The organism is Desulfocurvus vexinensis DSM 17965 (assembly GCF_000519125.1).
GTDB lineage: Bacteria > Desulfobacterota > Desulfovibrionia > Desulfovibrionales > Desulfovibrionaceae > Desulfocurvus > Desulfocurvus vexinensis.
The window spans coordinates 333,261-357,386 of sequence record NZ_JAEX01000001.1 but is presented as its reverse complement, the minus strand read 5'-3'; the positions used below and the strand labels follow the sequence as shown (position 1 = coordinate 357,386).

Below are 24,126 nucleotides of genomic sequence, written 5' to 3'. Positions count from 1 at the left end.
ATAGCCCCGCGCGGGCCGAAAGGCAACCGCGCAGGCCACGCGCCCGGGGCTGCCAGCTGTCCGGGGCGCCGGGAACGCCCCGTTTGGCCGTGCCCGCGCGCCAGGGGAGGGGCCGGATTTCCCCATGACGGCAGGGCGTTCCATTGCATGCGCCGCCGCGCCCGGGGCTACCAGCCCCCGCCGCCCCCGCCGCCGCCGCCGCCGCCCGCGCGGCCCGCGCCGCCCGAGTCCCGCCCCGAGCCCGGGGCCGACGAGGACGCGGCGATGGCCCCGGCCAGGGAGCTGCCCAGCCCGCCCCCGCGCCCGCCCGGCCCCAGCCCCCCGCGCGCGGCCAGCCCCGCCCCGCGCGAGGCGGCGTGCGGATCGCGCCCGGCGGCCTCCAGCACGGCGCTGAACTTGCGCGCCCACTGCTGCTCGCAGTCCAGGGCCAGGGCGTAGGGCAGGCAGGCGTCGAACAGCTCCGGGGTCCGGTCCGGCGGGTTGAGCAGGTTCAGGCGCTCTTCCTCGGCCACGGCCAGATACAGGCGAAAGCCCTCCAGCTCGTCCATCACCGCGCGGCCCCCGGGCGTCGGGGCGCGCATGAGCCAGGCGAAGAGCACGGCCATGGCCCCGGCCAGGGCGACCACCGCCAGGGCCAGCCCGCCCGCCGTCGCGCCGAGCATGAACGCCCCGCCGCACCACCCGGCGGCGAAGGCCAGGGCCGGAACAAGGGTGCCCACGGCGGGCGCGGCCAGGGCGCGCAGCACGAGCCCCGCAGTGATGGCCGTCCAGACGGTCAGCCACAGGGCGAGGAAGGCGGCGGGCACCGGCTCGGGCGCGCCCCACAGCGCGGCGCCCGTGGCCGCCAGACCCAGGGCCAGCCCCGGCGCCAGCCAGGCCGCGTTGCCGCGGAAGAGCACCCCCCGGTAGCGCGCGGCCAGGGCCTTGCGCAGGGCCGCCCGCGCCGGGCGGACCACGGCGTGGGCCTCCTGGCGCAGGGCCACCTCCGGCCCCCGGGCGAACAGCGCCTCCAGCAGGGCCCGCTCCTCGGGTTCCAGGCCCTCGGCAGCGGCGGCGGCGCGGGCCACGGTCCAGGCGCCGCCGGGGGCGCGGTCCAGGCGCACGGCCCCGCGCACGGCCAGCCCCACCAGCGCGGCGGCGAACACATGGTCGTCGAAGCCCATGCGCAACACGTAGCGCGCCGCCCCGGGGCTGACCCCCGCCGGGGGCCGGAAGCGCGGCACCACCACCCCGCCCCCGGGGTCGCGGCCCACGCGGCGCCAGGCCCAGAGGTAGGCGCCCAGGGCCGCCAGCAGCCCGGCCAGGGCGCCCAGGGGCCCGGGGTTGTCGCGCGCCAGCCGGGCGGCCTCCCCGCCCGGGGCGGCCACCGCGCCCTTGCCCAGGCGCACGGCCACGGTCAGGCCCTGGCCGGGGGCCAGGGGCGCCGTGGTGGCGAAAGCGGCCAGCTCCGGGCCCTGCGGCCCGCCGCTGAACGCCGCGCCCCGCTGGCCGGAGAACCCGGTGAACGCCTCGGCGCCCAGCAGCCGCGCCCCCGGGGGCAGGGCCACCTCGCACGCCGCGTGCAGGATGGGCAGGGTCCAGCCCTGGCCCGTGACGTTCCAGTACAGTTCGTCGTGGTCGGCGAAAAAGCCCAGCTGGTCCGTGGTTTCGTAGGCCAGGGTGAAGGTGTGCGGCCCGGGCGGCAGCAGCGCGTCCTCGCGGCCCAGGTACACGCGCACCCCGCCGGGCCGGGGGCGGAGGGCGAAGGCCTCGGGAGCGCCGTCGCGCATGGCGCCGCGCACGGAAAAACCCACGCGGCGCACCAGCCCCAGGGCCTGGGCCCAGGGCGCGGGATGCGGGTAGACGGTGGGAAAATCGCGGTAGATGCCCCGGCGGATCTCGCGGCCCTCGGCGGCCACGGCGATGGTTTCGGTCACGTGCAGGCGCCCGTCGGGCAGCACCTCCACCCGGCTGGCGAAGGACGTGACGGCCTCGGCGGCCCCAGCCGGGCACCACGTCGCGCCCAGGGCCGCCAGCAGCAGCGCGAGGCAGGCCAAAACGCGCGCGGCGCCCACGGGTCAGCGCCCCTTGGCGCCCCGGGCGAAGGCCCGGGCCCGGGCCCGGGCGGCGGCGGGATCGGCGGCCCACACCGCCCGGGCGTGGCCCAGCACCGCCCCGCGGACCTTGTGGGCCGAGGGCAGCTCGGGCACGGCCAGGGCCTCGGCGTCGGGGCACTGGACCGGGGCGAAGGCCAGGTCGCGGTCCAGCCCGCTGGCGTAGCCGTCCAGGGGCGCGTCGGCCAGGCGGCTGCGCTCCTGCCCGGCCGGGTCCAGCCCGCGCACGAAGCTCATGGTCCCCGAAGGGCGCTGGTCGCGGTTCAGGGCCTGGATGCGCTCGTTGAGCGAGCGGCACCACTCGTTCAGCTGGTCGAGGTTCACGGTCTGCACCTTGCGACCCTCGGGGCCGTCGCAGTGGCGGCCATGCAGGTAGGCGCCCGCAGCGTCCACCAGCGCGGCGTAGGCCGCCAGCAGCAGCCCGGCGTAGCGCCGCCAGGGCAGCAGGGCCAGGGGGGCGCGCACCCCAAGGCGCGCGGGCGCGGCCTGGGCGGCGGCGGCGGGCAGGCGCCCCGGGGCCACGCCGATGGCGGCGTAGAACCCGCCCACGGCGTCCGGGCCCGGCAGCAGGCTGTGCAGGGCCGCCGCCCGGCGCAGCACCTCCTGCTGCACGCGCCCCAGCTCCGCCACCCGGCGCTGGTAGAGCTCAATCTCCTCCTCCAGGGCCTTGCGCGACCCGAAGAAGGTGCTCGCCGCCTCCACCAGGGTTTCTTCCACCAGCCCGTCGGCCATGCCTTCCAGGGTCTTGCCGCCCACGACGCGCCTCCCGGCCTAGTCCAGCCGGACCCGGGGCGCGGCGCGCACGGCCTCGTCCCGGGTCTCGAAAAATTCCGCGGCGCCGAAGCCGAACAGCCGGGCCGCCAGATTGGAGGGGAAGGACTCCACGGCGACGTTGAGCCGCCGCACGGCGCCGTTGTAGTAGCGCCGGGCCATCTGCAACTCGTCCTCCACGGCCCCGAGCTGTTCGGAGAGCTGGCGGAAGTTGGCGTCGGCCTTGAGCTGCGGGTAGGCCTCGGCCACGGCCAGCAGCCGCCCCAGGGCCAGGCCCAGCTCGCCCTCCAGGCGCGCGGCCTGGGCCACGGCCCCGCCCCCTGCGCCCGTCCCGGAGCCGCGCAGGGCCGTGACCCGGGCCAGGGCCTCGGCCTCGTGGGCCGCGTAGGCGCGCACCGTTTCCACCAGGTTGGGCACCAAGTCGTGGCGGCGGCGCAACTGCACGTCGATGCCGCTCCAGCCCTCGCGGACCAGGTTGCGCGCCCGCACCAGGGCGTTGAACGTCAGCGCCAGCCACAGGCCGATCAGGGCCGGGCCGGCCAGGGCGATCCACCACGCGGTCATCGGCTGCCTCCAGGTTGGGTCGGGGAATGCTCCGGCAGTCTACATGGGCCCGGGCGGCGGAGTCAAACGGCCCGGCGGGCGGGCCTGGGCTAGTCGCGCCCCCCGGCCAGCCCCAGGCCCAGGCCCATGGACAGGAACACCCCGCCCGTGAGCCAGTGCTGCGCCCGGCGCACCCCCGGGTGCGCCCCGGCCCAGGCGCCGATGCGCCCGAAGCACAGCGCCACGCCGGACATGACCATCCAGCCCGTGGTGCAGAAGGTCAGGCCCAGGGCGACGATCTGCGCCGGGAAATGGGCCGAGCCGTGGTCCGCGAACTGCGGCAGGAAGGCCAGGAAGAACAGGGCCACCTTGGGGTTGAGCACGCTGACCAGGAACCCCTGGCGGAAGATGCGCGCGCGCGGCAGGCAGGGCGCTGGGCCGTGGGCATCGGGCCGCGAAAGCAGGATGCGCAGGCCAACCCAGACCAGATAGGCCGCCCCGGCAAAGCGCACCACCTCGTAGGCCGTGGCCGAGACCAGCAGCACCGCCGACAGCCCCAGGGCCGCCGTGGCCGTATGCACCAGCCCGCCGCAGGTGATGGCCAGGGCCGAGAGCAACCCGGCGGCCCGGCCCTGGCAGGCGCTGCGCGTGGCCACGTAGAGCATGTCCGGCCCGGGGGTCACGTTGAGCAGCACCCCCGCGCCAAGGAAGAGGAAGTAGTTCTCGATGCCGAACATGGCGGGCTCCGGGGTTGAGGGCGGGGCGGCCTGCGGGCCGCGCCAGGCGGCAATCTGCTGCTTTGCTGCGGAAAATTCAAGCCCCTGCCTGCGGCAGGCGCGCGGCGCCCCGAGGCCCGAGGCCGCCAGCCCGCCCTTGCGCAGGCCAGCGGAAAGGCACCCCCGGCCCGGCTAGGCCAGGCGGGCGCCGTCGGGCACCGGGCGCTCGGGCACGGCCAGCACGATGGCGCCGTCGGCGTCGGGGAACCCGGTGACCAGGAACTGCGAGCGCAGCGGGCCGATCTGCTTGGGCGGGAAGTTGACCACGCCCACGATCTGGCGGCCCACCAGCTCTTCGGGGCGGTAGAGGGCCGTCACCCGCGCGCTGGACTTGAGCACCCCGATGCCCGGGCCGAAATCGGCATGGATGACGTAGGCCGGAACACGCGCCTGGGCGAAGGGCTCGGCGGCCACCACCGTGCCGACGCGAATCTCCACGCGCTCGAAATCATCCCAGGTGATATGCGCCATGTGCGGGCCTCGCGGACGGTCGGATTGGGGCGCCGGGGGTCAGGAGGTGTGGACTTCGTCCGCTCCGTGGAAGGCGAAGCCGTTCTTGCCCGCGCCCTTGACGCGGTACATGGCCTGGTCGGCCTTGTCCAGCAGGGCCGTGGGCTCCTCGCCGTGCTCCGGGGCCAGGGCGATGCCCACGCTGACCCCGGTGCGCACCAGATCCTGGCCCAGGGGATACTCCTGGCGCAGGGCGGCCACCAGCTCGGCGGCGACGGCCACCACGTCGTCGCGGCTGGCGGTGCAGCCCGAGAGCACGGCCACGAACTCGTCGCCGCCCAGGCGGTACACGGTGCCCGCGTCGCCCACGCAGCGCTCCATGCGCGCGGCGGCCTGCACCAGCAGCGCGTCGCCCGCGCGGTGGCCGAAGGTGTCGTTCACGGCCTTGAAGCCGTCCAGGTCCATGAACAGCAGGGCCACGCTCACGCCCAGGCTGCACGTCTGGGTGACCATGGCGGGCAGGGTGTCTTCCAGGGCCATGCGGTTGGCCAGGCCGGTCAGGGCGTCGCGGTAGGCCAGGGCGTCGCTGCCGCTCATGCCCGAGGCGTCCTTGACCATGCAGAAATAGCTGTCGTGGTCCGGCGAGAAGACCACGTTCCAGTTCAGCCGCCGGTAGTCGCCGTCGGCGCAGGCGAAGCGGAAGAACAGCGAGGCCGAGCCGATGTCCGAGGTGATGAGCCGCTGCATCTGGGCCAGGGCCCGCTCGCGGTCGTCGAAATGGATGTGCTCGATGAGGTAGGTGCCGGTCAGGTCCTGCGGCGCGTGGCCCGTGACGCGCTCCCACTGGACGTTGCAATCCTCGAACTGCCCGTCGGTGGTCAGCACGGCGGCCATGTCCAGCGACAGGGAAAGCCACGCGTAGCGCTCCACGGTGAGCACGCGTTCCAGGGCGTAGAGGTCGATGCCTGCTGCGTCGAGGATTTCGTCTTCCATGGCCGTGGCGTAACACGTTCGCACGCGTCTTTCCAGCGTCAACGGCGGCAAAATCGGTATTTCCCGTTTTGTGAACGCCGCAGGCTGCCGTGTCGGGAAAACCGACACACGGCGCGAGGTGCGGGGCAGGGTCAGCCCGCGCGCCCGGGGCGCGCAGTGCCGTTCACCCTGCCCGGCCACCCCGCGCACGGCGGGCCGGGCTCACGCGTCCTTCCCGTTGCCGCGCGGGGCGCGGCGGGCCAGCTCGGCGCGCAGCAGCTCCAGGGCCCGGGGCCCGTGGCGGCGCACCAGCCCGGCCAGGGCCCCGCCCTTTTCGGCGGCCCAGGCCCGCAGCTCGGGCAGGCTGCGGATGGCGCGCAGGCGTTCCAGCTCGGCGCGGATCTCGTCGCCGTGTTCGCGCAGCTCGCGGCGCACGGCCCACAGGATGAGCTTGTGGCGCATGGACATGGGTCACGCTCCTTGGGGCTTGGGCGCGTCCTCGCGCCCGGCGGGCACGCGCGCAAGCAGCGCCAGGCCCAGGACGAAAAACGCCGTGAGTACCAGGATGCCCCCGCGCGCCGAGCCCGTATGCTGGGCCACGGCGGCGAACACGGCGGGCCCGGCGATGGCCGAAAGGCGGTTGACCACCGAAAAATAGCCGAAGAACTCCGCCGGGCGGTCCGCCGGGATGAGCCGGGCGTAGAGCGAGCGCGACAGGGCCTGGGAGCCGCCCATGACCAGCCCGACCACGCCGCCGAGGATGAAATACTCCGTGGCCGACTGCATCCGCCACGCATACACCGCCACCCCGGCCCACAGGGCCACCGAGAGCATCAGCGCCGCGCGCGTGCCCACGGCCCCGGCCAGCCGGCTGAAGGCCAGCGCCCCGAACACCGACACGAACTGGATCATGAGCAGGGTCAGCATGAGCACGGTGGTGGACAGGCCCAGCTCGGTCTTGCCGTAGATGGTGGCCATGCTGATGGTCGTCTGCACGCCGTCGTTGTAGAACAAAAAGGCCAGCATGAACGGCACCAGCCCCGGCACGGCCCGGGCCCGGGCCCACAGCCCGCGCATCCGCGCCACGCCCCGGCGCAGCGAGGCCCCCAGGGGCTCGGCCCCTGCCGCCGTGCCCGGCGGCTCGTCCATGCCGCGCACGGCCCACAGCCCGAAACCCAGCCACCACAGCCCCGCCGAAGCCATGGCCAGCCGCGCCGCCAGATCGGCGTCCAGCCCCAGGGTCCCGTGCCCGGCGATGAGCCCCAGGGCCAGGGCGAACTGGAGCCCGCCGCCCACATAGCCGTAGGCGAACCCCCGGCCGGACACGGCGTCCAGCCGCCCGGGCGGGGCCACATGGCCCAGCAGCGCGTCGTAGAACACGTTGCCGCCCACAAAGCCCACCTGGGCCAGGAAAAACAGGCCCATGGCCAGCCAGACCGCGCCCGGGCCGATGACCACGAGCCCCGTGGCCGCCAGGCCGCCCAGGGTGCAAAACACGGCCAGAAACCGCCTGCGCGCCCCCAGGTGGTCGGCCACGGCGCCCAGGGGCGGCGCCAGAACGAAAACCACCAGGGCTGTGGCGCTGACCAGATAGCCCCACAGGCTGGCGGCGGACAGCCGCGCCCCGCCCACGGCCACCCCGGCCTCGGGCACCACCACCGCAGCGAAATACGCGGGCAGCACCGCCACGGCCACGGTGGTCACATAGGCCGAGTTGGCCCAGTCGTACAGGCACCAGGCGTGGACCCGGCGCCGCGCGGCGCGTGCGTCGTTCATGGCGGGGTTCTACCCCAGGCCGCCGCCAAAGAAAACCCGCAACCCGGCCACGGCGGGCGGCAAAGCCCCGCCGTCGGGGCTCCGGGCGCCGCCCCGGGGCCGGAAGGGTCCAAGGTGACGATTGCGTGACGCGCGCGGCGCATATTCTTCCCGCATCCGCAACGCGGTCGTCACACACGTCAAGTACACAGCAGCGAATATCGCGAGCCGATGGCGGGCGCCACGCCCGTCCCGCTCCGGCCCCGGCCCGGGGCGCCTTTCCCGGCCGCAACCGTTCGGGTCCGCCCCGAAGGAGAAAGACCGCAATGAGCAGCAAGTCCGTCAAGTTCGAGCGCGTCCTTTCCGACGCGGAGCTGGGCCCGGCGCTCCAGGCCCTGCTTACGCTCATGGCCGCCCCGGCGCCCGCCCCGGACCCCGCGCAGCAGCCCGCCCAGGAGCCCGCCCAGGAGCCCGCACAAACGCAGGGCGGCGCCCAGGGCCAAGCCCCCGCCGCCCCCGCCCTGCTCACGGCGGCGGATGTGTGCAAGATCAAGTTCACGGTCAAGCGCGAGTTCGGCGAAGTGCAGGCCAAGCTGAAGGTCGAGCCCATGCGCCCGGGCTGCCCCTGCGATCCCGAGGCCGGATGCGTGACCGCCGCCAATGAGCCCGAGAAGTACTCGCGCCTGAAAAAGCGCATGAAGCAATCCTTCAAGGCCATCCGCTCCAGCCTGGAGGCCGGGCGCGCGCCCGCCGCCGAAGCCGTGGCCTCCTTCCTGGCCGACTCCGACGTCATGGTCTGCTACCCCGGCCACGGCGACGAGTTCTACCTCGACTACTCCCGCGCCTGCCGCGAGCTGGCCCGGGCCTGGGAGGCGGGCGACCTGGCGGCCATGGCTGGCGCCGCCGAGGCCCTGGAAGCGCGCAAGAACGAGTGCCACGACAGGTACAAATAGCCCATGCCCGCCACCCCCCTCACCGCCCTGCGCCCCGGGGCGCGCGCCCCGTGGACGGCGCCCGACCTCGACGCCGTGCCCCGCGAGCCCACCCAGGCCGACGCCGAGCGCTTCGCGCGCATCGTCAGCGTGGACCTCTCGCCCGAGCAGGTCCTGCGTGCCACCACCCCCGGCCAGACGTACCCCAAGCAGCGCCGCGTGCTGGCCCTGCACTGGCACCCCGAGTTCGTGCCCATGGAGCTCATCGGCCAGCGCCTGGACGCGCTGTTCCCCAACGCCGAGGAGCGCCTGATCATCCCCACCCAGCACAACGAACTGACCACCTTCGGCGACTACGCCGGGGTGGAGGTGGACTGCTACTCCTCGGGCTTCAACCAGAAAATCCAGCTGCTCTTGCACTTGCGCAAGGAGCGCCTGGAAAACGCGCACACCCTGCGGCACATGCTGCGCCACACGCACAAGTACCGCTCCTCGCAGCTTTTCGAGTTCATGGCCGCCATCCTCGAACCCCGCCAGGAGACCATCGCCCGCGCCGCCGCCCTGACCGGCGCCGACGAGACCACGGTGGAATACGTACGCCGCAACGTGGCGCGCATCGACGCCCTGCTCACCGCGCAGTGGGACGCCGTGCCGCGCGACTCGGTGAAGAACAAACTGCTGGCCCACTGGTTCGACACCCTGCGCGCCGAGCACTCCGACCCGTTCATCGACCGCGTGCAGACCTACCTGCGGGCGGTCAAGGCCATCGTCAAGGCCGAGTTCTCCCTGGACTACTTCTACCGCGCCAGCGAGGTCATCGAGGAGGCCCGGGCGCTGGGGGCGGGCATCGTCATCCCCCACCCCGAGCAGTTCTGGCCCGTGCTGCTGGCCGAGTACGACGTGGACGGCTGGGAGGTCTGGAACCCGCAGTCCAGCCGCTACACGGCCTTCCTCGTCTCCGTGCTGCACGAGAAGAACCGCTGCCGCCCGCGCTCGGGCCGCCCGCTGATGGTCTTCATGGGCGACGACACGCACCTGGGCGAGAAGGTCAAGGACCCGGCCTTCCAGAGCCCGGAGAAGGCCGCCCGCGAGGTCGGCGTCCAGCCCTGGGACGACATGCTCGTGCGCAAGCAGCTCATCATGGCCGGCATGGACCGCGCCCGGGTCATGGCCGAATACCGCGCCCGCCTGGACGGCTGACCCCCGCACCCCGCACCCGAACGCACCCAAGGAGCACCCCCATGGCCCAGGAAGATAAAGTTTTTCTTCGAGTCCATCCAGGACCCCAAGTCCATCCGCGACTACCTGCAATCGCTCGTCGAGGGCATCGAGAAGGGACGCATCGTGCTGTCCACCAACGGCGACGAGCTGACCCTGACCCCGCCGGACCTGCTCAAGTTCACCCTCAAGGCCAAGCGCAAGGCGCCCACCAGCAAGCTGGTGCTCAAGCTGGCCTGGAAGGACGAGCCCAAGGCCGCCATCCGCTCCGACGACAGCATGGACATCCGCTCCTGACCATGCCGACACTCGAAAGCCTGGAAGAAAACTTCCGCTTTTTGACCATCGAGGCCGTCAACCTCGTGCAGGCCACGCTGTCGTTCCTGGCCGAGCCCTCGCGCGCGCTCCTTGAGCGCATCATCTCGCGCGACGACTACGTGGACAACCTGAAGAACGTCATCGAGAACAAGTGCTTCTCCAAGATCCACGGCGAGGCGGACCTCTCCGGGCGCATGGTGGACACCATCCGCTCGGTGCAGATCATGTGCGTCAACCTGGAGCGCATCGCCGATTTCTGCGTGAACATCACCCGCCAGGTGGAGCACTTCACGGACCCGAAGTTCCTGCACCGCTACGACTACCAGGCCATGTTCGCCATCATCGCCGACGGCCTGGCGCGCATCGCGCCCACCCGCCGCGCGGCGGACCTGGGCGGGGCCCTGGAAATCTGCAAGACCGAGCATGAGCTCGACGCGCTCTACAAGCAGAACTTCGACCGCATCATGGCCGAGCTGTCGCGCGGGGGCGAGCCGCGCAACCTGATCACCGCGCTGTTCATCTTCCGCTACCTGGAGCGCGTGGGCGACTCGCTGCTCAACATCGGCGAGGCGCTGATCTTCTCCATCCTGGGCGAGCGCATCAAGATCGAGCAGTTCGAGGCCCTGCGCCAGACCCTGGACAAGGGCGGCTTCACCGGCTCGGTGGACGACATCGACTTCAAGTCCATCTGGGGCTCGCGCTCGGGCTGCCGCATCGGGCGCGTAGGCTCGCGCCCGCCCGGCAGCGAGGACGTGGCCTCCGGCAGCCTCTACAAGGAAGGCAACATCAAGAAGATCCGCCGCGAGAAGGAAAACATCGAGCGCTGGGCCAGGGTCTTCCCGGGCATCGGCCCGCGCATCTTCAGCTTCCACGAGGACGGCGACCACGGCTCACTGCTGGTGGAGTTCCTGCCCGGCTGCACCCTGGACGAGGTCATCCTCTCGCCCAACCGGGAGCTGGCCACCAACGCCCTGTTCGTGCTCACGGCCACCCTGCACGAAATCTGGGCCCAGACCCTGACCCCCCGGCCCGGCCCCACGCGCTTCATGGCCCAGCTCGAAGAGCGCCTGGGCTCCGTGCTCCAGGTCCACCCCGACTTCGAGCGCGCCGAACGCAGCCTGGGCCTGGCGCGCGTCGCCCCCACCGCCGAACTCATCGCCCGCTGCAAGGTCCTGGAGGCGGAGCTGCCCGCGCCCGCGTCCATGCTCATCCACGGCGACTTCAACACCAACAACGTGGTCTACGACCACGAGCGCCAGCAGGTCCATTTCATCGACCTGTACCGCTCCACCGAGGGCGACTACGTGCAGGACGTGGCCGTGTTCCTCATCTCCAACTTCCGCGTGCCGCTGCTGGGCCGCCAGGAGCGCGACCGCATCAACTGGGTCATCGCCCAGTTCCTGGACTTCGCCTGCGGCTTCGCCGAAGAGATCGGCGACGCGACCTTCCACGCGCGCCTGGCCCTGGGCCTGGCGCGCTCGCTGTACACCTCCACACGCTTCGAGCTGCACCCCAAGTTTTCCAAGGAGATGTACCTGCGCGCGCACTTCCTCATGGAAAAAACCCTGGCCCACCAGGGCGCGCCCTGGGAAACCTTCCGCCTGCCCGAAGGCGTCCTGTACTACTAAGCCCGCAACGGAGAGCATCATGAAACGCATCGGCGTCATCGGGACCACCGGCGGCTGGTCCTCGGAACTGCTGGCCGACACGGTGGCCGAAGTCACCGGCGGGCCGCGCCTGCTGGTGGACATGTCCCGCGTCCGCCTGGACCTGCCCGGCGGCTCGGCCTGGTTCGACGGCACGGACCTGGCCACCCTGGACGGGCTCCTCGTCAAAAAGATCGGCGCGCGCTACTCGCCGGACCTGCTGGACCGCCTGGAGGTGCTGCGCTTCCTGGCCGCACGCGGGCTGCCCGTGTTCTCGGACCCCATGGCCATCATGCGCGTGCTCGACCGGCTCTCGTGCACCGTGACCCTCCAGCTCCAGGGCATCCCCATGCCGCCCACGACCATCACCGAGGACGTGGACCAGGCCCTGGAAGCGCTTGAGATGTACGGCCAAGCCGTGTTCAAGCCGCTGTACACCTCCAAGGCCCGGGGCATGACCGTGGTTTCCCGGGGCCCGCAGGCCCGGGCCGCCGTGGCCGCCTACGCCGCCGAGAACCCCATCATGTACATCCAGAAGACCGTGGAGCTGGACGACCGCGACCTGGGCGTGGTCTTTCTGGGCGGCGAGTACCTGACCACCTACGCCCGCTGCAAGACCAACGGCGCCTGGAACACCACCACCGAATCGGGCGGCAAATACGCGCCCTTCGAGCCCGGGGCGGAGATCATCGAGCTGGCCCGGCGGGCCCAGGCGCCCTTCGGGCTGGACTTCACCTGCGTGGACGTGGCCATCACCGCCCAGGGGCCCTGCGTGTTCGAGGTTTCGGCCTTCGGCGGGTTCCGGGGCATCCAGGAAACCAGCGGCCTGGATGCCGCCCGGCTCTACGCCCGCTACGCCCTGGAAAGGATCGCGTCATGAGTGTGCCCATGCCCCCGGATTCTTTCGGCGCCCCCGCTTGCGTCGGCCAGTTGGCCGAATCCGTGCGCGCGGCCCTGCCTGCCGAGCACGCCCTGTTCCTGGCCCTGGGCGACTGCGTGGTGGAGGTGCGCACCAGCCAGCTGGAGCTGCAAAGCGCCCTGGCCGGATATTTCGACGAATTCCTGTGCCCGCCCCCGGCCCCCGGGGCGGCGGACATCCTGGTCACCGCCCACGAGGCCCCCGCGCCGGAGCTGGGCCTGGCCCTGACCGACAAGGCCCCCGACCCCGGCAAGGAGAAGATCAAGGAGCAGTGGGCCGACCTGCCCGACGGACGCGTGGTGCGCAAGCGGCTCACGGGCATGGTCTTCGCCTTCGGCGGCGGAACCAACGTGGCCCTGGGCCCCTGCCTGGCCAACCCCAACCAGGTGGTCAACTTCATCAACAACCGCTTCATCGAGCGCAAGCTCGACCAGGGCTGCCTGCTGGGCCACGCCGCCGGGGTGGCCCTGGGCGGGCGCGGCCTGGCCCTGGCCGGGTTCTCGGGCATGGGCAAGTCCACCCTGGCCCTGCACCTCATGTCGCGCGGCACGGATTTCGTGTCCAACGACCGCGTGCTGGCCCAGGAGGGCGCCGACGGCGGCCTGACCATGTTCGGCGTGGCCAAGCACCCGCGCATCAACCCCGGCACGGCCCTGGCCAATGCGGACCTCGCGGGCATCGTCGCCCCCGAGGACCGCGCGCGCTTCCTGGCCCTGCCCGAGGCCGAGCTGTGGAGCCTGGAGCACAAGTACGACGCGCTCATCGGCCAGTGCTTCGGAGCCGGGCGCTTCCGGCTCCAGGCGCCCATGGACGCCCTGGTGCTGCTCAACTGGCGGCGCGGCGGCGGGCCGCTGCGCGCCCACCGGGTGGCCCCCGCCCTGCGCACCGACCTTTTGCCCGCGTTCATGAAGGCCACGGGCCTGTTCTACCGCCCCGCCGACCCCGCCCGGCCCCAGGACCCGCCCCTGGCCGCCTACGTGCGCGCCCTGTCGCGCTGCGCGGTCATCGAACTGGCGGGCGGGGTGGACTTCGAGGCCGGGGCCACGGTATGCTGGAACTTCCTGCACACCGGCCAGACCCCCGGCGCGGGCCGGGGGGCCTGAGGCGGAGGAACCATGGTCCAGGTCCGCATCACCAGGGAGGCGCGCGTGCCCGACCCGCTGCGCCTGCGCCGCCACGAACGCAGCCCCGAGCTGGGGCCGCGCGTGCTCTTCTTCAGCGGCGGCTCGGCCCTGCGCGGGCTCTCGCAGCGGATCATCCGCTACACGCACAACTCCATCCACCTCATCACGCCCTTCGACTCGGGCGGCAGCTCGGCCACCCTGCGCCAGGCCTTCGGCATGCCCGCCATCGGCGACATCCGCAACCGGCTTATGGCCCTGTCGGACCAGAGCCTGCGCGGCAACCCCGAGGTGGTGGCCCTGTTCGCCCACCGCTTCGCCAAGGACGCCCCGGCCCGGGAACTGCGCGAGGCCATGCAGACCATGGCCCGGGGCAGGCACCCCCTGGTCTCGGCCATCCCCGACCCCATGCGCAAGATCGTGCGCCACCACCTGCGGGTGTTCACCGAATGGATGCCCCCGGCCTTCGACCTGACCGGGGCCAGCATCGGCAACCTGGTGCTCACGGCGGGCTACCTGGAGCACCGCAGGCACCTGGACCCGGTGATCTACATCTTCTCCAAGCTGGCCGAGGTACGCGGCACGGTGCGCCCGGTGGTCAACCGCAGCCTGCACCTGTGCGCCGAGCTGGACGACGGCACCACCGTGCTCGGCCAGCACCTGATCACCGGCAAGCAGACCGCGCCGCTGGCCTCGCCCGTGCGCACCCTGCGCCTGGTGCGCAGCGCGGCGGACACCGAGGCCGTGCGCGTGCCCATCCGCGACAAGGTCCGCCAGCTCATCGCCTCGGCGGAGCTGATCTGCTTTCCCGTGGGCAGCTTCTGGACCAGCCTGGTGGCCACGCTGCTGCCCCAGGGCGTGGGCGCCGCCGTGGCAGCCAACCCCTGCCCCAAGGTCTTCATCCCCAACCTGGGCCACGACCCCGAGGCCCCGGGCCTCACGGTGGCCGACCAGCTGCGCGTGCTGCTGACGACCCTGACCCGCGACGCCCCCGGCGCCGGGCTGCCCGTGAACTTCGTGCTCGTGGACCAGAAAAACGGCAAGTACCCCGGCCCGCTGGACAAGCGGGCCATCCAGGCCAAGGGGGCCGAAATCATCGACTGCCCCCTGGTCACCCCGGACAGCGCGCCGCTTCTGGACCCGGAACTCCTGGCCCGGGCGCTGCTGTCCCTCACCTGAGCGCCGGGGCGCCCCCCGGCCCGCAAGGAGCGACGACATGGAAAAGGACAAGATCTCCCTGGAGCAGACCATGGCCCTGGAAGACGCCATCGCCTACCTGGAGGACCTCGCCGACGGCTTCCGGGCGGGCAAGGTCATCGTGGCCCAGGGTGACACCAGCCTGGAGCTGGTGCCCGCCGACAGCGTGGAGGTGGAGGTGGAGGCCCGCGTGAAGAAGGGCAAGGCCAAGTTCAGCCTGGAGCTGGAGTGGCGCACGCCCATGGAGCCCGGCGAGCAGGTGGTCATCACCCCCGTGGAGACCGACCTGCCCGCGTCCGAGGCCCCCAAGGCCGAGGCCAAGCCCGCCGAGGCCAAGGCGCCCGAGGCGCCCAAGGCCCCGGCCAAGGATGCCGCCGCGCCCAAGGACGCGCCCAAGGACGCCAAGCCCGCCCCGGCCAAGCCCGGCAAGTAGGCCCGCCGCCCGCACCCCGGGCCGCGCAGCATGCAGCAAGGCCCCCGGTCGCCCGGGGGCCTTGTCCGTGGCGCCAGGCGCAGGCGGGCGCGCGGGCTGCGGCCCAGCCTTGCCATCCCCCCCGCTCAGGGGTAGGAAGCGATGCAGGAGAGCCCCATGCAGCAGCCCGCCCTCCAGGCCATCCTGGAAATCGCCTTCCCCCTGTTCCTGATCATGGACCCCATCGGCAACGGGGTCGTCTGCCTGACCATCCTCAAGGACTTCCCGGCCCGGCGCCAGCGGGCCATCATCCTGCGTGAGCTGGTCTTCGCCCTGGCCATCATCGTGCTCTTCATGTACCTGGGCGAGGGGCTGCTCGGGCTGCTCGACATCCACCAGTCCACCCTGCGCATGGCGGGCGGGGTGATCCTGTTCATCATCTCCATGAAGATGGTCTTCCCCCAGTCCGAAGACGCCCTGTCGGACCCGCACCTCAAGGACCCCTTCATCGTGCCCATCGCCGTGCCCTTCGTGGCCGGGCCGTCGTGCCTGGCGGCGGTGATGGTCTACGCCCACCGCGACAGCCAGGCCGTGCTGCTGCCGGCCATCGGCGCGGCCTGGGCCGCCACCCTGGCCTTCATGCTCCTGGCCCCGGCCCTGACGCGCGTGCTCGGCGCCAAGGGCATGCGCGCCATGGAGCGGCTCATGGGCCTGGTGCTCATCCTGATGTCCTTCCAGATGCTCGAAGACGGCGTGCGCCTGTTCATCGCCAGCCTGTAGGCCGCGCGCCCCGGTTGCCACAGCGCCGCGAAATCCCGTACACTGTCCCCCCAGCCCCCAAGCCCCGGAGAAGCCATGCCGCCCCGCGAATCGTACGACTGGCTGCGCGCCCACGCGGTGGAGACCGCGCACATCGGCTCCGCCCTGGCCCTGTTGCACTGGGACCAGTCCACCAAGATGCCCCCGGCGGGCCATACCCACCGCGCCGCGCAGGTGGCCAGCCTGGCCGGGCTGCTGCACGAGCGGCGCACCGACCCGCGCGTGGGCGAGGCCCTGGCCAAGGCCCAGGCCGAGCTGCTGCGCGACGACCCGGACAGCGAATGGGTCGCCAACGTCCGCGAATGGGAGCGGGCCTACATGCGCGCGGTGAAGATTCCCGCCGGGCTGGCCGTGGCCCTGGCCCGGGCCGCCGCCGAGGGCGAAACGGCCTGGAAGCGCGCCCGGCCGGACGGCGACTGGCCCGCCTTTTTGCCCTACCTGGAGGAGATCGTCCGCCTGCGACGCGAGGAGGCCGAGGCCGTGGGCTACGCGGGCGAGCCCTACGACGCCCTGCTGGACGAATACGAACCCGGCGAGACCGCCGCGACCCTGGAGCCCGTGCTCACCGGGCTGCGCCGCGAGCTGGTGCCCCTGCTGGAGCGCATCCAGGGCGCCCCGCGCCAGCCCGACCGCTCCATCCTGACCCGCGAGTACCCCCTGGGCTGCCAGCGCGCCCTGTGCCGCGAGGCCGTGGCGGCCATCGGCTTCGACTTCGAGGCCGGGCGCATCGACCCCACGGCGCACCCCTTTTCCACGCGCATCGGCCCCGGCGATGTGCGCATCACCACCCGCTACAACGAGCGCTTCTTCAACGAGGGCTTCTTCGGAGCCATCCACGAGGCCGGGCACGCCCTGTACAGCCAGGGCATCCCCGGCGCGCACTTCGGCACGCCCTGCGGCGTATCGGTATCCCTGGGGGTCCACGAATCGCAGTCGCGGCTGTGGGAGAACATGGTCGCCCGCTCGCGGGGCTTCTGGCGCCACTTCCTGCCCCGGGCCGTGGACCGCTTCGAGTGCCTGCGCGATGTGGAGCTGGACGCCTTCGTGCTGGCGGTCAACGACGTGCGGCCCAGCCTGATCCGCGTGGAGGCCGACGAGGTGACCTACAACCTGCATGTGCTCATGCGCTTCGAGCTGGAGCTGGCGCTTTTGCGCGGCCAGCTCGACCCGCGCGACTTGCCCGAGGCCTGGAACGAGGCCTCACGCGCCCTCTTGGGCCTGACCCCGCCGGACCTGGCCGACGGGGTGATGCAGGACGTGCACTGGTCCGCCGGGCTGCTGGGCTATTTCCCCACCTACACCCTGGGCAACCTCTACGCGGCGCAGCTCTTCGAGGCCGCCGGGCGCGACCTGGGCGGCGGGCCCGGGGCCATGGAGGAGCGCTTCGCCGCCGGGGACTTCGCGCCCCTGCTGGGCTGGCTGCGCGCCAACGTCCACGTCCACGGCAGCCGCTACGTGCCGCGCGAGCTGATGCGCCGGGCCACCGGCGCCGAGCTGGGCCACGAGGCCTTCATGGGCTACCTCACGGCCAAGTACGAAGCCCTCTACGGCCTGTAGGCCGCCCGCCCGCTGCGGACCCGCCCGGCGCACGAGCCCGGGCGGGCCAGCAGCCGCCCCCCGCCCCGGCGGCACCCCGGCGGGCTGCTGGCCGGGAATTCCGCCAGCCCCCCGAGCAGGCCCCGCAGGCGCCCGCCCGCGACGCTCCCCTGAAGCCCCGGGCGCCATCCGCCGCCGCGCACGCCCGCAGCCCCCCCTCGACGCCCCCCGGGACGCCCGGCCCCGGGCCTCATCCACCGCCTCGCGGCCCGGACGCCGCGCGCCGCGCCCCTTGCGGGGTCGCAACGAAAAAGTCGCCCATCCGTATGTTTTTCCCTTTACAACCGCTCGCGTTTTCGTGGTATAGGCATAGTAAGCAGAATTTCCTGCGCCCCGGCGCGGGCATCGCTCCAACCTGAACCGCCAGGAGGACGCCATGATCCAGCTCAGACTGCAACGCCACGGCAAGCCCGACCTGCTGTTCGAGGGCACGCGCCTGGCGCGCGTGGACGACCGCGAGATCAGCGGCTTCAGCGAGAACTGGATGGAGACCGCCCTGTACCGCACGGCCATGGGCCAGTACGTGCTGGCCTCGGTGTTCCACATCACCAGTTGCGGCAGGCGCAGCGTGCCCACGGCCCTGGTCTTCGCCACGGCCCAGGACCTGCTGGACTACATGGAAGTCAGCACCCGGCCCCTGTCGCCCCTGGCCGCCGAACTGCTGCGCCAGGCCGCCCTCGAGGACGCCGCGTTCACCCTGTGCGGCACCTTCGCGCCGGTGGCCCTGCGCCCGCCTCTGGGTCTGGCCGTGGGCGCCTCCTAGAAGAGGCGGCCCCCAGGGCGGCAGAAGGCCGAGGCCCCGGCCCGCACGCGACGGGCCGGGGCCATGATGACGCGCCCGGAGAAGGCTCCCGACGGCGACCCAGGCGCAGGCCGGGCGTTGCGGGCAGGCCGCCGCACGGGCCTGGGCCCGGCCCGGTCACGAGCGGCAGTGCCCCGCCCAAGCCCCGGGCGTTGCTTCGGGCCTTGCTTCGGGCCTTGCCCCGGGCTTCACCCTGATCTTCACCCCGGCCCTTGCCCCGGGCTTCACCCCGGGCTTCGCCCCGGACTTCGTCCTACATGACCTCGCGGGCCATCCAGATCACCCGGCCCAGGATGTCCACGTTGGCCTGCTCGCCCACGGCGATTTCCAGCGGCTCGTAGAAGCTGCGGTTGTCGCTGATGAGCACCAGCCTGCCGGGCCGCTTGTCCAGCCGCTTGACCACGATCTCGTCGTCGATGCGCACGGCGTAGATCTTGCCCGTGAGGATGTCGCGCTGGGAGAGGTCCACCAGTACCACGTCCTCGTCCTCCAGGGTCGGCTCCATGCTCACGCCGGTGACGCGCATCAGGCGCATGGAGCGGATGTCGCCCTTGCCCGCCAGCCAGGCGCGGCGGAAGGCATAGTAGCCGACCACGTCGCCGCTGGTCTCCAGGCTGCCGCCGCCGCCCGAGAGCCGCGCCTTGACCATGGGCACGTAGTCGAACTCGCCCTCGGCCTCGGGCCCGGGGGCCACGTCCTCGCCGGTCTCGCGCACGGTGCGCTGGTCCAGGTGCATGGCCCCGCGCCCGGTCTCCAGCCAGAAGGGGTTCACGCCGTGACCGCGAAAGAGCTTGAGCAGCCATTCGGCGGGGATCTTGTCCTTGCTCTTGGCGTCGGACACCGCCCCCCGGCTCACGCCCAGCTCGTCGGCCAGGGCGCTCTGGGTGCCCAACTCCAGGGCCTGCATCATGCGCTCGATGATCTGCGCGGCGCCGAAGCCCTCCACCGCCGCCCCGCCCCCGGCGGGCTGGAATGCAGGTTTGCGTTTGCTGACGGCCATGGCCACCTCCCCGGGCCGCCCTGCGGCCCCTGTCGGCCCCGTGGGCCGGTTTGCTGTTCTGCCGCGCCCCCCCGGGGCAGCGCGCAGGCCAGCCGCGAAGCCCTCCGGCAGCGGAACCGTCCGGCCCGGGCAGGCAGTGCCTGTTCGCAGCTGCGTCACACACTTGTAACGCTTGTCAGAACTCATGTAGTATTTTACTGCTATAGAGTCAAGCAAATAGAAATATATCAAGCATCGCTTGCGGCTTTGCAAAGCGGGCGAAATGGGGCATGGTTGAGGCCCCGCACCCTCCAACCACGCAAGCCAGGACCCATCCATGTTCCTTCGCCTTTTCGCGGCCTTCGCGCTGATCCCGGTGCTCGAAATCTACCTGCTCATCAAGGTCGGCTCGCTGCTGGGCGCCGAGGTGACCATCGCCCTGGTGCTGGCCTCGGCCCTGGCCGGGGCCTGGCTGGCCCGCCAGCAGGGCCTGGGCGTCATGCTGCGCATCCGCGAGTCCATGGCCCGGGGCGCGGCCCCCGCCGAGGAAATGGTCGATGCCCTGCTGATCCTGGTGGCCGGGGTGCTGCTGCTGACCCCGGGCTTCATCACCGACACGGCAGGCATGGCCCTGCTGGTGCCGCCCGTGCGCGGGCGCATCAAGGCCGCCCTGCGCCGGGCCCTGGAGGACTGGGTCCGGCGCGGGCAGGTGCGCGTGGTCCGCTTCCCCTAGCCGACTGTCGGGAACCTCCTTTCCAGGCCGTGCAAACATGGTGACCTGCAAGACGCGAAAACATTCCAGGCCCGGCGCGCAGCGAAACGGACGCGCGGGCCTGAGCGTTTCGGGCAAGAGGGCGCACCATTGGGGAGCGGCCAGCTAGCCCCGCCATGTACGACTCCGAATCCTTGCCCGTCCGCCACGATGCGCCCGCCTGGGCCGACCTGGGTGCGGCCATGGCCCGGGGCCTGCTGCGCCAGGCCGTGGCCGACGACTGGTCCCTGGCCCTGCGGGCCCGGGGCGTGCCCCACCGCCTGCTGCGCGCCGGGGCCCGCTGGCGCATCCTGGTGCCCGTGGCCCGGCTGGACGAGGCCGTGCAGGAACTGACGGCCTACCTCCAGGAGCAGCCCGTGGGCCCGCCCGAGCCGGAGCCCCGGCCCGGGCCGCTCTCCCCCGCCGTGCAGGCCGCCGTGGCCGTGGTCGGCTTGGCCACGGCCTTCACCGTGTTCATGGCCGCGCCGCACCCGGGCCTGGGCCTGTATCCCGAAACATGGGACCAGGCAGGCCGGGCCGATTCGGCGCTCATCCTGGGCGGGCAATGGTGGCGCGCCGTCACGGCTCTGACCCTGCACGCCGACGCGGCCCATTTCCTGGGCAACGCGGCCATCGGCGGGCTGTTCACGGCGCTGTTCGGGCGCCGGGTGGGCACGGGCGCGGCCTGGGCGCTGTTCGTGGCCACCGGGCTGGCGGGCAATGTGCTCAACGCCTGGTTCCACGGCCCCGGGCACCTGTCGGTGGGCGCGTCCACCGCCGTGTTCGGGGTGGTGGGCGCCATGGGCGCGGCGGCCATGGCCGAGCGCCGCAGGCCGGACCTGCTGCGGGCCGTGGCCCCGGTGGCGGCGGGGCTGGGCATCCTGGCCATGCTGGGCACGGGGGGCGAGCGCACCGACCTGGGCGCGCACCTGTTCGGATTCCTGGCCGGGCTGCCCCTGGGCTGGCTGGCCGGGCGGCGCGCCGCGCGCCGGGGCCCGGCCCGGGGCTGGTGGCCCGGGCTGGCCGCCCTGGGGCTGGTGGCCCTGGCCTGGAGCCTGGCCCTGACCACGCCCTGAACCCGCCGGAAGAAAACGCGACCCCGGGCGCCTCAGCCGCCGCTGGCAAAAGAGGCTGCCCTCGCCAGCGAGGGCAGCCCCTTTTCCAGGCCAAGCCAACAGTGCCGTCTTCTAGAGCGCCAGGGCTTCCGCCAGGGCCGCGCACAGTTCCTGCTCCGAGGCCGGCTTGCCAAGCACCGCACGCGCCCCGGCCTCCAGGGCCCGGTCCCTGGTGCTGGCATCGGTGTAGGCCGAGAGGACGACCACCGGAAGCCCGTGCTCGTGCACAAGCACCCGGGCGGCCTCGATGCCGTCGCCGCCGCCGCGCAGCGACACGTCCATGAGCACGGCGTCCACCTCGCCCGAGCGCGCGCGCTCCAGGGCCGCAGGGGCCGTATCCGCCACGCAGCACACCACGCAGCCCAGGGCCTCCAGCTGGTGCCGCAACGCCAGGGCGATGATGAACTCGTCCTCGACGATCATCACCCGGGGGGCTCCCGCCAGCCGACCGGTCACACCGCAATCGCCACCACCACCAGCGCCCATCCGGCCTCCTTTTCCCAGATGCCGCTCCCGGACCAGGCCCCGCCAGCGGGCAGGCCCGCTTTTGGAGCATCTCCCCTATATTCCCATCCGTACGCCCCTGGCAAGAGGTGCGGGGGGCGGTTCCTTTTGGTCGCCACTTGCCCTTGCCGTGACCAGGGCCTATCTTCATGGCAGACCCCGAACCGGCCCCCACAGGGCCGCAAGCCCACGGAGCCCCCCATGCCCACCAGCAGAGACGCCGCCCTGTCCGGAATGCTGACCTCCCTGGCAGCCGATGCCCTGGCCCTGGGCGCACACTGGATCTACGACAGCGGGCGCATCGCCCGCGACATCGCCCCAGTGGACCGGCTGCTCGCCCCGCCGCCGGACTCCTACCACAAGAACCGCCGCGCCGGAGACTTCACCCACTACGGCGACCAGACCTTCACGCTGCTTGAGTCCGTGGCCGCCTCGGGCGGCTTCGACCCAGGCGACTTCTTCCGGCGCTGGAAGCTCCTGTTCGCGGACTACGACGGCTATGTGGACGGCGCCACCCGGGGCACCCTGGGGCGCATCGACTTCGGCGAGGGCCCCGCAACCTCGGGCTCCAACTCCCACGACCTGGCCGGGGCCGCGCGCATCGGCCCTCTGGTGCTGGCCCTGCGCGACGACCTGCCCGCCCTGGTGCGCGCCGCCCGCGAGCAGACGCGCATGACCCACAACACGCCCCAGGTGCTCGACGCCGCCGAGTTCTTCGCCCGCGCGGCCCACGCCGCCCTGGAAGGCGCCTCGCCCGTGGACGCCCTGCATCTGGCCGCCCGGGCGCGCTACGCCGCCGCCCCGGTGGCCGACTGGCTGGACAAGGGCCTGGCCCTGGCCGGGGCCGACACCGTGGCGGCCATCGCCCAGTTCGGCCAAAGCTGCAACATCGAGGGCGCCTTCCCGGGAGTGGTCCAGATCATCGCGCGGCACGGGGCCGAGCCCGCCCGCGCCCTGGAACACAACGTCCTGGCCGGGGGCGACAGCGCCGCGCGCGGGCTGCTCGCCGGGCTGGTGCTGGGCTGCGCCGCCGGGCCCGCAGCCGTGCCCGCAGCCTGGATCGACGGCCTGACCCGCGCCCAGGCCCTCCGCGACCTGGCCGCCGCCATCCCCTGACGCAGCGCACAGCGCACGGCGGCGGGGGGGAAGCCTGGGGACGGTGCGCGTATCCTCCGGGTTGATGAGCCTCCGGCGGCTCAAGGGACACGTCCCTTAAGCCGCCGGAGGCTTATCCATCCCCGGGAGCACGCACCGTCCCCAGGCTTCCGCCGCCCCCCCCGGGGCAGTGGACGCCGCCGGGCGGAACGTGTAGGGGTCGGGGGGCCTGCCCCACTCCAGCCATCCACAGGACATCCACCCCATGGCGCTGCGACACGCCCTTTCCGACTGCCTGCGAAACGCCGTTTCGGTCAGCGTCACGCTGTTCCGGGTCATGATTCCCATCATCATCCTGGTCAAGGTGCTGCGCGAGCTGGAGCTTATCGCCTATCTGGCCGTGCCGTTGGCGCCGGTGATGGAGCTGGTGGGCCTGCCGCCGAGCATGGGCCTGGTATGGGCCACGGCGCTGCTGAACACGGTGTATTCGTCCATGGTGGTCTTTGTGTCCCTGGCGCCCGAGGCCGGGCTGACCGTGGCCCAGACCACGGTGCTGTGCACCATGCTGCTCATCGCCCACGGCCTGCCGGTGGAGCTCAAGATCGCCCAGCAGTGCGGGGTGTCCATGCTCGGGCAGGGGCTGATCCGCGTGGGCGCGGCCCTGGCCTGCGGGCTGGTGCTGCACGGGGTGTTCGATGGGTTCGGGCTGCTCCAGCAGCCCGGCGGCGTGTTCTGGACCCCGGGGGAGGAGCCCGCGACCCTGGCGGGCTGGGCCCTGGGCGAGGTCCGCAACCTGGCGGCCATCTTCTGCATCATCTTCGTGCTGATGCTGGCCATGCGCCTGCTGGAGTGGCTGCGGGTCACGGACCTGCTGCAATACCTGCTGCGGCCGGTGCTGCGGCGCATGGGCATCGGGCCCCAGGCCTCCACGGTGACCATCGTCGGGCTGGCCCTGGGCCTGTCCTACGGCAGCGGGCTGATCATCCACGAGTCGCGCTCCGGGCGCATCGGGCAGCGCGACCTGTTCCATTCCCTGACCCTCATGGGCCTGGCCCACGCCCTCATCGAGGACACCATGCTCATGCTCCTGCTGGGGGCGCACCTGGGCGGGGTGTTCTGGGGGCGGCTGCTGTTTTCCCTCGTGTTCATGGCCCTGCTGCTGCGGGTGACCACGGCCATGTCCGACGCCGCCTTCGCCCGGGCCTTCATGCGCCGGGGCGTGGCCCCGGCCCCGGCGGCCGCTCCGGCTGCGGCTGCGGAAAACGCAACCCGGGCTGACGATATTTCGTGATTATTCTTGCGACGCGCGCAAAGGCACGGGGCGGAAGGCATGCCTTCCGCC

At 72.6% G+C, this 24,126-nt stretch carries 25 protein-coding genes; 15 read left to right on the top strand and 10 right to left on the bottom strand.

Annotated features, from left to right (window positions below; all coding sequences use genetic code 11):
* Positions 1-167: 167 nt before the first annotated feature.
* The 8 genes from G495_RS0101610 to G495_RS17035 form a co-directional block, all read right to left on the bottom strand.
* Positions 168-2,054, bottom strand: a complete 1,887-nt coding sequence (locus G495_RS0101610) for a DUF2207 domain-containing protein (RefSeq protein WP_028586377.1) — start codon at positions 2,052-2,054, stop codon at positions 168-170.
* Between the two features lie 3 nt (positions 2,055-2,057).
* Positions 2,058-2,849 (bottom strand): hypothetical protein, encoded by a 792-nt coding sequence (locus G495_RS0101605; protein WP_028586376.1) that lies wholly within the window; start codon positions 2,847-2,849, stop codon positions 2,058-2,060.
* A 15-nt stretch (positions 2,850-2,864) separates the two neighbouring features.
* Positions 2,865-3,428, bottom strand: coding sequence for a LemA family protein (locus G495_RS0101600; protein WP_035250439.1), 564 nt, complete (start codon positions 3,426-3,428; stop codon positions 2,865-2,867).
* A gap of 89 nt (positions 3,429-3,517) precedes the next feature.
* Entirely contained in the window at positions 3,518-4,144 is a 627-nt protein-coding gene (locus tag G495_RS0101595) for a LysE family translocator (RefSeq protein ID WP_028586374.1), read from the bottom strand.
* Between the two features lie 171 nt (positions 4,145-4,315).
* Positions 4,316-4,654, bottom strand: a complete 339-nt coding sequence (locus tag G495_RS0101590; protein ID WP_028586373.1) for a tRNA-binding protein — start codon at positions 4,652-4,654, stop codon at positions 4,316-4,318.
* A 39-nt stretch (positions 4,655-4,693) separates the two neighbouring features.
* Entirely contained in the window at positions 4,694-5,650 is a 957-nt protein-coding gene (locus G495_RS0101585) for a sensor domain-containing diguanylate cyclase (protein WP_245588336.1), read from the bottom strand.
* A 177-nt stretch (positions 5,651-5,827) separates the two neighbouring features.
* The gene (locus tag G495_RS20075; RefSeq protein ID WP_028586371.1) at positions 5,828-6,073 is read right to left on the bottom strand and encodes a hypothetical protein; all 246 of its coding nucleotides are present in this window, start codon (positions 6,071-6,073) and stop codon (positions 5,828-5,830) included.
* Between the two features lie 3 nt (positions 6,074-6,076).
* A complete protein-coding gene (locus tag G495_RS17035) occupies positions 6,077-7,381 on the bottom strand; it encodes an MFS transporter (RefSeq protein WP_051444953.1) in 1,305 nt (434 codons plus the stop codon).
* A gap of 305 nt (positions 7,382-7,686) precedes the next feature.
* Between G495_RS17035 and G495_RS20070 the strand changes: the two genes are divergently transcribed.
* The 11 genes from G495_RS20070 (at position 7,687) to G495_RS17020 (ending at position 18,301) form a co-directional block, all read left to right on the top strand.
* Positions 7,687-8,313 carry a GAK system XXXCH domain-containing protein gene (locus G495_RS20070; RefSeq protein WP_051444952.1) on the top strand — a complete coding sequence of 209 codons (627 nt, stop codon included), beginning with the start codon at positions 7,687-7,689 and terminating at the stop codon, positions 8,311-8,313.
* Between the two features lie 3 nt (positions 8,314-8,316).
* On the top strand, positions 8,317-9,492 hold the full coding sequence (locus G495_RS0101565) for a hypothetical protein (protein ID WP_051444951.1): 1,176 nt from the start codon (positions 8,317-8,319) through the stop codon (positions 9,490-9,492).
* 54 nt (positions 9,493-9,546) lie between these two features.
* Positions 9,547-9,807, top strand: a complete 261-nt coding sequence (locus G495_RS0101560) for an amphi-Trp domain-containing protein (RefSeq protein ID WP_028586369.1) — start codon at positions 9,547-9,549, stop codon at positions 9,805-9,807.
* 2 nt (positions 9,808-9,809) lie between these two features.
* The gene (locus tag G495_RS0101555) at positions 9,810-11,456 is read left to right on the top strand and encodes a PhoU domain-containing protein (RefSeq protein WP_028586368.1); all 1,647 of its coding nucleotides are present in this window, start codon (positions 9,810-9,812) and stop codon (positions 11,454-11,456) included.
* Positions 11,457-11,475: 19 nt separating this feature from the next.
* Complete coding sequence (locus G495_RS0101550; RefSeq protein WP_028586367.1) at positions 11,476-12,354, top strand: GAK system ATP-grasp enzyme; 879 nt, start codon at positions 11,476-11,478, stop codon at positions 12,352-12,354.
* A gap of 8 nt (positions 12,355-12,362) precedes the next feature.
* Positions 12,363-13,496 carry an HprK-related kinase B gene (locus G495_RS0101545; protein ID WP_028586366.1) on the top strand — a complete coding sequence of 378 codons (1,134 nt, stop codon included), beginning with the start codon at positions 12,363-12,365 and terminating at the stop codon, positions 13,494-13,496.
* A 12-nt stretch (positions 13,497-13,508) separates the two neighbouring features.
* Complete coding sequence (locus G495_RS0101540) at positions 13,509-14,693, top strand: GAK system CofD-like protein (RefSeq protein WP_028586365.1); 1,185 nt, start codon at positions 13,509-13,511, stop codon at positions 14,691-14,693.
* Positions 14,694-14,730: 37 nt separating this feature from the next.
* The gene (locus G495_RS22165; RefSeq protein WP_211234119.1) at positions 14,731-15,144 is read left to right on the top strand and encodes an amphi-Trp domain-containing protein; all 414 of its coding nucleotides are present in this window, start codon (positions 14,731-14,733) and stop codon (positions 15,142-15,144) included.
* Between the two features lie 156 nt (positions 15,145-15,300).
* Positions 15,301-15,903: a MarC family protein gene (locus G495_RS0101530; protein WP_028586364.1), complete on the top strand. Its 603-nt coding sequence runs from the start codon at positions 15,301-15,303 to the stop codon at positions 15,901-15,903.
* A 75-nt stretch (positions 15,904-15,978) separates the two neighbouring features.
* Positions 15,979-17,499, top strand: coding sequence for a carboxypeptidase M32 (locus G495_RS0101525; protein WP_028586363.1), 1,521 nt, complete (start codon positions 15,979-15,981; stop codon positions 17,497-17,499).
* A gap of 415 nt (positions 17,500-17,914) precedes the next feature.
* Positions 17,915-18,301 carry a hypothetical protein gene (locus G495_RS17020; RefSeq protein WP_051444950.1) on the top strand — a complete coding sequence of 129 codons (387 nt, stop codon included), beginning with the start codon at positions 17,915-17,917 and terminating at the stop codon, positions 18,299-18,301.
* 292 nt (positions 18,302-18,593) lie between these two features.
* Here G495_RS17020 and G495_RS0101515 read toward each other — a convergent pair whose 3' ends face one another.
* Positions 18,594-19,340, bottom strand: coding sequence for a LexA family transcriptional regulator (locus G495_RS0101515; RefSeq protein ID WP_051444949.1), 747 nt, complete (start codon positions 19,338-19,340; stop codon positions 18,594-18,596).
* 316 nt (positions 19,341-19,656) lie between these two features.
* Between G495_RS0101515 and G495_RS0101510 the strand changes: the two genes are divergently transcribed.
* On the top strand, positions 19,657-20,052 hold the full coding sequence (locus G495_RS0101510; RefSeq protein WP_028586361.1) for an FxsA family protein: 396 nt from the start codon (positions 19,657-19,659) through the stop codon (positions 20,050-20,052).
* A gap of 155 nt (positions 20,053-20,207) precedes the next feature.
* On the top strand, positions 20,208-21,146 hold the full coding sequence (locus tag G495_RS17015; protein ID WP_051444948.1) for a rhomboid family intramembrane serine protease: 939 nt from the start codon (positions 20,208-20,210) through the stop codon (positions 21,144-21,146).
* 111 nt (positions 21,147-21,257) lie between these two features.
* Here G495_RS17015 and G495_RS0101500 read toward each other — a convergent pair whose 3' ends face one another.
* Positions 21,258-21,608 carry a response regulator gene (locus G495_RS0101500; protein ID WP_035250434.1) on the bottom strand — a complete coding sequence of 117 codons (351 nt, stop codon included), beginning with the start codon at positions 21,606-21,608 and terminating at the stop codon, positions 21,258-21,260.
* Between the two features lie 282 nt (positions 21,609-21,890).
* Here G495_RS0101500 and G495_RS0101495 point away from each other — a divergent pair, with 282 nt between their 5' ends.
* Together G495_RS0101495 and G495_RS17010 are read left to right on the top strand one after the other, a co-directional pair.
* Entirely contained in the window at positions 21,891-22,805 is a 915-nt protein-coding gene (locus G495_RS0101495) for an ADP-ribosylglycohydrolase family protein (RefSeq protein WP_245588335.1), read from the top strand.
* Positions 22,806-23,049: 244 nt separating this feature from the next.
* Complete coding sequence (locus G495_RS17010; RefSeq protein WP_245588334.1) at positions 23,050-24,075, top strand: hypothetical protein; 1,026 nt, start codon at positions 23,050-23,052, stop codon at positions 24,073-24,075.
* The last annotated feature ends 51 nt before the right edge of the window (positions 24,076-24,126 follow it).